Source organism: Glycocaulis sp. (genome assembly GCF_052168375.1).
GTDB lineage: Bacteria > Pseudomonadota > Alphaproteobacteria > Caulobacterales > Maricaulaceae > Glycocaulis.
Window position 1 is genome coordinate 1 of the sequence record NZ_JBQLZR010000315.1, and the last position, 8,644, is coordinate 8,644.

Annotated in this window: 11 protein-coding genes; 1 reads left to right on the plus strand and 10 read right to left on the minus strand. The window is 62.2% G+C overall.

Translation table 11 applies throughout. From position 1 onward, the window contains the following. From ACTS2Z_RS13035 to ACTS2Z_RS13080, 10 genes are all read right to left on the minus strand, one after another. A partial coding sequence (locus tag ACTS2Z_RS13035; protein WP_442573642.1) for a TolB family protein occupies positions 1 to 543 on the minus strand: 543 nt, incomplete at its 3' end. Positions 544 to 615: 72 nt separating this feature from the next. Continuing rightward, positions 616 to 1,275, minus strand: a complete 660-nt coding sequence (gene gmk / locus ACTS2Z_RS13040; RefSeq protein ID WP_442573643.1) for a guanylate kinase — start codon at positions 1,273 to 1,275, stop codon at positions 616 to 618. A gap of 4 nt (positions 1,276 to 1,279) precedes the next feature. Next, positions 1,280 to 2,164, minus strand: a complete 885-nt coding sequence (locus ACTS2Z_RS13045; protein ID WP_442573644.1) for a YicC/YloC family endoribonuclease — start codon at positions 2,162 to 2,164, stop codon at positions 1,280 to 1,282. Continuing rightward, positions 2,161 to 3,234, minus strand: coding sequence for an endolytic transglycosylase MltG (gene mltG, locus ACTS2Z_RS13050; RefSeq protein ID WP_442573645.1), 1,074 nt, complete (start codon positions 3,232 to 3,234; stop codon positions 2,161 to 2,163). The genes ACTS2Z_RS13045 and mltG overlap by 4 nt, the downstream gene beginning before the upstream one ends. A gap of 36 nt (positions 3,235 to 3,270) precedes the next feature. Continuing rightward, the gene (fabF, locus tag ACTS2Z_RS13055; RefSeq protein ID WP_442573646.1) at positions 3,271 to 4,560 is read right to left on the minus strand and encodes a beta-ketoacyl-ACP synthase II; all 1,290 of its coding nucleotides are present in this window, start codon (positions 4,558 to 4,560) and stop codon (positions 3,271 to 3,273) included. A gap of 15 nt (positions 4,561 to 4,575) precedes the next feature. Continuing rightward, a complete protein-coding gene (locus ACTS2Z_RS13060) occupies positions 4,576 to 4,812 on the minus strand; it encodes an acyl carrier protein (RefSeq protein WP_036511926.1) in 237 nt (78 codons plus the stop codon). A 197-nt stretch (positions 4,813 to 5,009) separates the two neighbouring features. Continuing rightward, the gene (gene fabG, locus ACTS2Z_RS13065) at positions 5,010 to 5,747 is read right to left on the minus strand and encodes a 3-oxoacyl-[acyl-carrier-protein] reductase (RefSeq protein ID WP_442573647.1); all 738 of its coding nucleotides are present in this window, start codon (positions 5,745 to 5,747) and stop codon (positions 5,010 to 5,012) included. A 1-nt stretch (position 5,748) separates the two neighbouring features. Next, the gene (fabD, locus tag ACTS2Z_RS13070) at positions 5,749 to 6,702 is read right to left on the minus strand and encodes an ACP S-malonyltransferase (protein ID WP_442573648.1); all 954 of its coding nucleotides are present in this window, start codon (positions 6,700 to 6,702) and stop codon (positions 5,749 to 5,751) included. 86 nt (positions 6,703 to 6,788) lie between these two features. Continuing rightward, positions 6,789 to 7,079 (minus strand): type II toxin-antitoxin system RelE/ParE family toxin, encoded by a 291-nt coding sequence (locus ACTS2Z_RS13075; RefSeq protein ID WP_442573649.1) that lies wholly within the window; start codon positions 7,077 to 7,079, stop codon positions 6,789 to 6,791. Further along, entirely contained in the window at positions 7,072 to 7,326 is a 255-nt protein-coding gene (locus tag ACTS2Z_RS13080) for a type II toxin-antitoxin system ParD family antitoxin (RefSeq protein WP_442573651.1), read from the minus strand. Before ACTS2Z_RS13080 ends, ACTS2Z_RS13075 begins: the two co-directional genes overlap by 8 nt. Before the next feature lie 160 nt (positions 7,327 to 7,486). Between ACTS2Z_RS13080 and ACTS2Z_RS13085 the strand changes: the two genes are divergently transcribed. Next, positions 7,487 to 7,756, plus strand: a complete 270-nt coding sequence (locus ACTS2Z_RS13085) for a type II toxin-antitoxin system Phd/YefM family antitoxin (protein WP_442573650.1) — start codon at positions 7,487 to 7,489, stop codon at positions 7,754 to 7,756. The last annotated feature ends 888 nt before the right edge of the window (positions 7,757 to 8,644 follow it).

Below are 8,644 nucleotides of genomic sequence, written 5' to 3' on the forward strand. Positions count from 1 at the left end.
CGTGCGGGCGTAGTCATCGGTATTGTAGGCATAGAGATCGAAGGCGGCAGGATCGCGCTCATTGGTCATGATCCAGAATTGCGAGCCATCTTGCGACCAGCCTGCAAAATTCGCCTTCACGTTCTCGCCCGGCGTCAGGTCGCGCAGGCTTCCGTCCGGCTCGCGCACATAGACATGGTTCAGTTCGTTGCCGCCCTCGTCGGCGGTGACCAGCACACGGCCATCTGACGGAAACCAGCTGACGGCGAAAATCGCATTGCTGTCCGAGGCGGTCAGCGCCGTGCGCTCACCGGTCTCCGGGTCCAGCGCATAGGCATTGAAGACGCCTGTCTCATCAGAGCTGATGAGGAGGTGGCCCTCATCGGCACTGAAAACATGGCCTGACGCGCTGCCCAGCGAGAAGCTGGTCGTGGCGTAAAACGCCTCCGCATCGTAGCGGGGAACAGATTGCGCCTGCGCTGCGCCCGATAGCGGGGCCAGCACAAGCATGACGGCGCCAGCGGCCATCGCCGCGCGCTGCGTCAGGAAATCAAGGAATTTCATGAAAACAGCCCTCCTGTCCAAGGAGGGGAAAGACTAGGCCCGGCCAGACCGGCGCCGCAAGCTGCCGGCAGATTAACCTTCGTCCATCAATGCGCTGACAAAGCCCTCAAGCCAGGGATGGCGCACCCGGCGCAGGCGTTCGGCGTGCAGGATCAGCGAGAGCCGCTCCAGCGCCTCGGAGAAATCGTCATTGAGGATGACATAGTCATATTCGTCCCAATGCTCGATTTCGGCCTTGGCGCGGGCCATCCGGCCATTGATGACCTCGGCCGAATCCTGCGCGCGCTTGGTCAGGCGGTCGCGAAGGAGGTTCAGCGAGGGCGGCAGGATGAACACCTTCACACAGTCCTGCGGCGCCCCGGCAGCGAGCGCACGTCCGCCCTGCCAGTCCACGTCGAAGACAACATCCCGGCCCTCTTCCAGCGCTTCCTCGACCGGGCGCTTGGGCGTTCCGTAATAGTGCCCGAACACGCGCGCATACTCGTAGAACTCGTCGTTTTCGGCCTGACGCTCGAACTCCTTCTCGGTCAGGAAGATATAGTCCTGCCCGTCCACCTCGCCGGGGCGCGGCGCACGGGTGGTCGCCGAGACCGACAGCACAAGATCGGGATTGGACGCGATCAGGCGGCGCGACAGCGTTGTCTTGCCTGCACCCGACGGGCTGGACAGCACCAGCATGAGGCCGCGCCGCTGGCCACGGAAAACCGGCCCTGAAAGCGATCCGACAGGCATGAGACTACTCCAGATTCTGAACCTGCTCGCGGAACTGGTCGACCACATGCTTCATGGCAAGGCCGATCTCCGTCAGGCCACGGTCAGCCGATTTCGAGCAGAGCGTATTCACTTCGCGATTGAATTCCTGGGCCAGGAAATCGAGCTTGCGCCCGCAGGGCGAGCCACCTGCCAGAAGCGTCCGCGCCGCCTCGACATGGCCGGTGAGCCGGTCGATCTCCTCGCGCACATCGGCCTTTACCGCCAGAAGGGCCGCTTCCTGCGCCAGACGATCCGGGTCGATCCCGCCGGGCAGCAGATCGTCGATCTTCTGCTTCAGCCGGTCGCGAATAGCCTCCGGCGTGGCGGCCGGATGCGCGGCGGCCTGCTTTTTCAGGGCTTCGATTTCGTTGATCTGGCTGTCCAGCACGCTCTTCAACTGCGCGCCTTCATCACGCCGGGCAGCCAGAAGCGCGCCAATCGCCTGATCGAGCAGGGCAAGGCACTGCGCATCGGCGGCTTCCGTGTCGGCACCAGCCGGCGCGGCCTCCTCGCTGAGGATCACGCCGCGCAGCGCCAGCAGGCCGTCAAGGCGCGCCGGCGCGACAACGCCCTGCTCCACCAGGTCCCGGCCCGCAAGCGCGAGCTGGCGCAGGCGCGCTTCGTCAATGTGGAGCGCGCCGTCGCCGGACGCCGTCTTTTCCTGTGAGACATTGATGGTGATCGAGCCGCGCTCGAAGGCGGATTTGATCCGCGCTCGCGCTTCCGCCTCAAGATGGGAGAACGCATCCGGCAGGCGCAGGCGCATGTCGAGGCCGCGCCCGTTGACCGACCGGGCCTCGGCGCTCAACGCTCCGTCAGGCGCGCTGGCGCGGGCAAAGCCCGTCATGCCGGACAGGATACCGCTCACCGCCCACCCCCGGAGCGCGCCCGTTCGCGTTCGATCTGGCGCCAGCGCGCCACATTGCGGTTGTGCTCCGCCAGCGTGCGGGCAAAGGCATGACCGCCCGTGCCATCTGCCACGAAGAAAAGGTAATCGGTCGGCGGCGGATTGAGGACGGCGGCAATCGCATCGCGGCCCGGATTGGCAATCGGCGTCGGAGGCAGACCGTCAATATGATAGGTGTGGTAGGGGTTTGTCGTGTCGTCGAGTTCCGACCGGCGTATGCCGCGCCCCAGCGGTTCGCCGCCCGTAATCCCGTAGATGATGGTCGGGTCGCTTTGCAGGCGGATGCCGCGCCGCAAGCGGTTCACGAACACGCCGGCCACCATCGGGCGCTCATGGGCGATGCCGGTTTCCTTCTCCACGATGGAGGCAAGGTTCACCGCCTCCTCGCGCGTAGTGAAGGGAAGATCGGGGTCGCGCGTTTCCCACAAGGCGTCAAGAAGCCGGTCTTGAGCCGCCTCCATCCGGTCCAGAACGGCCTGACGCGGCGTGCCCCGGTCCACCAGATAGGTGTCGGGAAGCAGGCTGCCCTCAGGCGGCACGCGCTCAATCTCGCCGGTCAGTACCTCTGACGCCTCGACGATGCGCACGATCATGGCCGTGGTCAGGCCTTCGGGCACCCGCACCGGGTGCTGGATGAAATCGCCAAATGCGAGGATGTCATAGATCTCTGCCATGGATGCGCGCGCCGGAATGGCAAACTCGCCCGCCCGCATCGGCGCACGTTCCCGGCCCAGCTCTTCGTCAATGCGCAGGCGCGCAAGGAATATCCGTTCGTCAGTGATGAGGCCTTCCGCCTCAAGCCGCGAAGCGATTGCGCGCACGCTGGAACCACGCTCCAGCAGGATGACGGTGTCATCCTCGAGCGGGCCTTCCGCCGTGAACTGATAGCCGAGCCAGGCATAGCCGCCGACGATCGCTGCGCCGCCGAGGAGGGCGAGCGCGCCAAGCAGGAAAATCGTGATGATGATCAGTCGCAACGGCCCCAACCCCTTGCTCACGTCTCGGCTGGCGGGTGTGTTCTGCCGGTTCATGACTGCGACCAGACCTCTCGCCCGCTCTGGCGCGCGTCAGTCGACAGCCTTGAGCACGACCGAGGCATTGGTGCCGCCAAAGCCGAACGAGTTGGACAGCGCCACGCGCACCGGCTTCTTCACCGCCTTGTGCGGCGCCAGATTGATCGGGCTTTCCACCGACGGATTGTCGAGGTTCAGCGTCGGAGGACAGATACCGTCGCGAATGGCCAGGATCGAGAAGATCGCCTCGATCGCGCCGGCTGCACCCAGAAGATGGCCCGTCGCCGACTTGGTCGATGACATGACGACGTTGGATGCGTGCGAGCCGAGAAGCCGCTCGACGGCTTTGAGCTCGATCTCGTCACCTTTTGGCGTCGAGGTGCCGTGCGCGTTGACATAGTCGATATCGGCAGGGGTGAGGCCTGCGCTTTTCAGCGCTGCGCTCATCGAGCGGAAGCCGCCATCGCCATCCTCGGCCGGTGCCGTGATGTGATAGGCGTCGCCGGAAAGACCATAGCCGACGACTTCGGCATACATGATCGCGCCGCGGGCCTTTGCCGCCTCGTATTCTTCAAGAACCACAACCCCGGCGCCTTCGCCCATGACGAAGCCGTCACGATCCTTGTCGTAGGGGCGCGAAGCGGCCTTGGGATTGTCATTGAACCCGGTGGACATGGCCCGTGCAGCACAGAAGCCGCCAAAGCCGAGCCGCGTGATGGCGCTCTCGGCGCCGCCGGCCACCATCACGTCCGCATCGCCATAGGCGATCAGGCGGGCCGCATCACCGATGGCGTGGGCGCCGGTGGAGCAGGCCGTGACGACCGAATGATTGGGACCCTTCAGCCCGTGCCGGATCGACACCTGGCCGGACGCCAGATTGATCAGCATGGCCGGGATGACGAAGGGAGAGAGCTTGCGCGGACCACGCTCGTGCAGGGTGATCGATGCATCATACATCGTCTGCAGGCCGCCAATGCCTGAACCGATCAGGACACCGGCGCGTTCGCGCGCCGCCTCATCTTTCGGCTGCCAGCCCGAGTGCACGATGGCCTCGTCAGCGGCGGCAATGCCGTAAAGGATGAAATCGTCGATACGCTTGGCGTCGCGGGCGGGCATTACCGCGTCCGGATCGAACGATCCGGCCACGTCTGGCCCGCCCTCATTGCGGCCATCCACCCGGGGGATCACACCTGCAATCTGGCAGGGCAGATCCTCCGTCTCGAAATGGGTAACCCGGGCAAGCCCGGATTCTCCTGCGAGAAGTCTTGCCCAGACATGTTCCAGCCCGCATCCGAGCGGGGAAACGATGCCGAGACCGGTGACGACTACACGACGCTTGGACATCGTCCGGGAACCGGCCTAGCCGACTTTTTCGGAGATGAACTTCACCGCGTCACCCACGGTCTGGATGTGCTCGGCCGCGTCATCGGGGATTTCGATGTCGAACTCTTCCTCGAACGCCATGACCAGCTCGACATTATCCAGCGAGTCCGCGCCGAGATCATCGATGAAGGAGGCTTTTTCGGTGACTTTGTCTTCTTCAACGTCGAGGTGCTCGATGACGATCTTCTTAACGCGATCAAAAACGTCAGACATGACGGACCCTTTATCTAAATTTCCGGGCGAGGCCGTTCGACCCCTTGTGCCCCCTGACTGGACAGGACCTGCGCGAGTGCGCGAGGCCCGTTAAGGCTGCGGCTGATAACACGCCCCTCGAGACAAGGCTAGCAACCTGAGCGGCTTGATGCCAGCGCGAAGACGCGCCCCCCGCGAGACGCGACTCACCTGGCGCGTCAGATCATGGCCATGCCGCCATTGACGTGCAATGTCTGGCCTGTGACGTAGCCGGCTTCCTCGCTGGCGAGATACACACACGCCGCCGCAATGTCGGAGCCCTTGCCGAGATCACCGGCCGGAATGCGGCCCAGAATGGCCGATTTCTGATCCTCGTTGAGCGCATCGGTCATCGGCGATGCGATGAAGCCCGGCGCCACGCAGTTCACCGTCACGCCGCGCGAGGCGACTTCCTGCGCCAACGCCTTGGAAAAGCCGATCATGCCGGCTTTCGACGCCGCGTAGTTTGCCTGGCCCGGATTGCCCGTCACGCCGACGACCGAGGTAATGCCGATGATCCGGCCCCAGCGGTTTTTCATCATACCGCGCATCGCGCCCCGGCACAGACGGAAATGGGCTTCCAGATTGACGCGGATGACCGTTTCCCAGTCCTCGTCCTTCATGCGCATAAGGAGCTGGTCGCGCGTGACGCCGGCATTGGAGATCAGGATATCGAGACCACCCAGCGCCTCTGCAGCGGCCTTGGGCAGATTGTCCACGGCTTCGGCATCGGAAAGATTGCACGGCACGACGGCCGTGCGTTCACCCAGATCCTTGGCCAGTGCCTCAAGCACCTCGGCGCGCGTGCCGGAGAGCGCGACGCTCGCCCCTTGCGCGTGAAGCGCGCGGGCAATCTCGCTGCCCAGACCGCCGGTCGCGCCGGTGACGAGCGCCTTTTTTCCTTCAAGTGAGAACATCTTACGCGTTTCCTTCGAATGCAGCCGCAAAGGCTTCCAGATCGGCCGGGGAATTGAGAGCGACGCCTTCCGCGCCGTCGACAGTCCGTTTGAGCATGCCCGAGAGCACTTTGCCCGCCCCGGCCTCGGCAAAGCGGGTGATGCCGCCCTCGCCGGCCATCCAGATGACGCTTTCGCGCCAGCGGACGCGGCCCGTGACCTGCTCGACAAGCTGGGCGCGGAGGGTTTCCGGGTCGCTGACCGGACCGGCCGAGACGTTCGTTACCACCGGCACGCCCGGTGCCTTGATGCTGGCATCTTTCAGCGCTGCAGCCATGGCATCGGCCGCCGGTTGCATGAGCGTGCAATGGAAGGGCGCGGAAACGGGCAGCAGCATGGCCTTGCGGATGCCGTCGGCCTTCGCGGCCTCAATGGCGGCTTCCACGGCTGCCTTCGCGCCGGAAATGACGATCTGGCCGGGCGCATTGTCATTGGCGATCTGGACAACACCGGCAGCAGAGCCAGCCTCGACCGCCTTTTGCACCTGGGCCTCTTCAGCGCCGAGTATGGCCGCCATGGCGCCCTCTCCCACCGGCACCGCCTTCTGCATGGACAGCCCGCGCAGACGCAGGAGCCTTGCCGCATCGGAGATGGACAGCGCACCGGCAGCCGCAAGAGCCGAATACTCGCCCAGCGAGTGACCGGCGACGAATTTGGCCGCATCGACGGTGATGCCGAACCCGTCCTTCAGGGCGGCCATCACCGCCAGCGAGGTCGCCATCAGGGCGGGCTGCGCGTTCTGTGTGAGGGTCAGCGTCTCGATCGGCCCGTCCCAGATCAACGCGGAGAGCTTTTCGCCAAGAGCCTCGTCGACGGCCTCATAGACCGCGCGGGCCGCCGGGAAAGCCTCTGCCAGCTCACGGCCCATGCCGACGGTCTGGCTACCCTGACCGGGAAACACAAATGCAAGCGCCATAAAGGCGTCCTCCCTGTAATGTCGTTCTTGCCTGCCCGGATAGACCGTGAGGGGCCGCAATGGCAAGGCAGGAGGCAGAAGCGGCGCTACAAATGAAGCTCTGCCAGCATGTGAGCGTGCAACAACCGGACAATCTCGACGCCATAGGATTGCACCCGGTAGAAAATCACGTGTGAACCGCACGGCTTGCTGCGGTATCCCGGACGCACGTCGTCTATCGCTTTGCCCGCAAGCGGGAACTCGGCCAGCGATACAAAGGCGGAAAACAGTCCTTCGACATAGGCGTCAGCCTGCTCTTCGGACCAGGCTGCAAGTGAGTCAGCCCAGATCGCCTCGATATCGGCCCGCGCGGCGGGTCGCAGGCGGAATTCAGCCACCTGAACGGCGCCGTGCCTTGAGATCGCCAAGTAGCGCTGCGGCTGTCACGGTTTCGGCGGGCCCGCTCTGTTCGCCGCGTTCAAGCGCCGCGCGAAGTGCAGCAAGCTGCGCCTCACGCTCCTGCAGGAGGCGCAGGCCCGCGCGAACGACTTCGCTGGCCGACGCATACCGTCCGGAGCTGACTTCCGCATCGATATAGGCGGCCAGCTGATCATTCAGCGCGATCGAGGTGTTGCGGCTCATCAGGCGCTCCTTGTCTGAGACCCTGCAAGCTACCAGAAATTGGCAATCGGGGCCAGCCGAATGCCTCGCCCGGCTTCAACCTGCAATTCAGCGCGATAAGCGCCCTTTCCCATTTCTATCCAAATTAGCTAAATTGGACTAATAAGCCAATTGGAGGCTCACCATGCGCACCTTCACCGCCGCCGACGCCAAGAATCGTTTTGGCGAACTGCTTGACACCGCCCGGCGCGAACCGGTGCGCATCGAGAAGCATGGCCGTCCGGTCGCCGTGATGGTTTCGGAGGAGGACTACGCCCTCCTGCAACAGATGAAGCGGGAGGCGGTTCTGGAACAGATCACCGACGGACAGGCGGCTGCCTCCGCCGGACGCATCATTGAAGGTGAGGCGCTGTTCAAGAAGCTTCAAGAAAAGCTGACCCGTGGCGCGGCTTGAGTTTGCTGAGCCGGCAGCGCAAGCCGTTGAGGAGATATTCGACTACACTCGCGAAATATGGGGTAACCGCAAAGCAGACGCCTGTCTGACAGAACTGAAATCCGTATTGGCCTCGTTAAGCGAGTTCCCGCCATCACAATCATTTGTTCAAAGTGCTTGGGGGCAGATTGAACTCTATGAAGTTCGAGACGGAGAATAGAGAATGCTTAAACGCAAACTGGTTGAAATTAAACCATTGTGTCTAAAATTGGTTACATTTTTTGTTTTCGGCTGCTCGGAGCCTAGCGTGGGCTTGGTATCAGTCCAGCGTTTTGCAGAAGACAGTCAATTATATACAAGAAGCAATGTCACGCCAATATATGGTGTCCTTATGTTTGAAAATGATAGATTTTATATTGCAGATTCACAAAATTCTGAAATAAGGTTGGGCATAAGGCCCCCTGGGTTGCTCCGTTAATCAACAAGCATTGAGTGCTGACACAGAAATAATAATAAGCATTTTTCCAAAGTTACACTATGATATTGAAAATAGAAATATTTCGAATTATAATTACACTACCGTGACCGAGATTTCGATGTATGATATTCAACCCAATGGATTTTGTATTTCCTATAGATGATTCACTGGTGCATCAACGATTCGGTTTGCGAATAATATGAAAATCGACTTTTGCCATATCAAGAGAACGTCGACGCCAAGATAACAGAGAACGGGGCCTTTTTAGGCACCAGGGTGCAGCCAATCGGCGCTTATGTGCATTTTGGCCGTATCCCTTCGCTCCCACGCGGCATTGGAATGGCAACCCAATTCGGCCCACCGCTGCTCCTGAACCGGTAGTGTCTCAGTTTGAAATTTGAACCGTTTGGAACGAACGCTGTTCGCCAGTC

What these genes read in the sequence shown, in the direction of transcription:
- gmk (WP_442573643.1), bottom strand. Translation starts at nt 1,275, where the DNA reads ATGCCTGTCGGATCGCTTTCAGGGCCGGTTTTCCGTGGCCAGCGGCGC.
- mltG (WP_442573645.1), bottom strand. Translation starts at nt 3,234, where the DNA reads ATGAACCGGCAGAACACACCCGCCAGCCGAGACGTGAGCAAGGGGTTG.
- fabF (WP_442573646.1), bottom strand. Translation starts at nt 4,560, where the DNA reads ATGTCCAAGCGTCGTGTAGTCGTCACCGGTCTCGGCATCGTTTCCCCG.
- ACTS2Z_RS13060 (WP_036511926.1), bottom strand. Translation starts at nt 4,812, where the DNA reads ATGTCTGACGTTTTTGATCGCGTTAAGAAGATCGTCATCGAGCACCTC.
- fabG (WP_442573647.1), bottom strand. Translation starts at nt 5,747, where the DNA reads ATGTTCTCACTTGAAGGAAAAAAGGCGCTCGTCACCGGCGCGACCGGC.
- fabD (WP_442573648.1), bottom strand. Translation starts at nt 6,702, where the DNA reads ATGGCGCTTGCATTTGTGTTTCCCGGTCAGGGTAGCCAGACCGTCGGC.
- ACTS2Z_RS13085 (WP_442573650.1), top strand. Translation starts at nt 7,487, where the DNA reads ATGCGCACCTTCACCGCCGCCGACGCCAAGAATCGTTTTGGCGAACTG.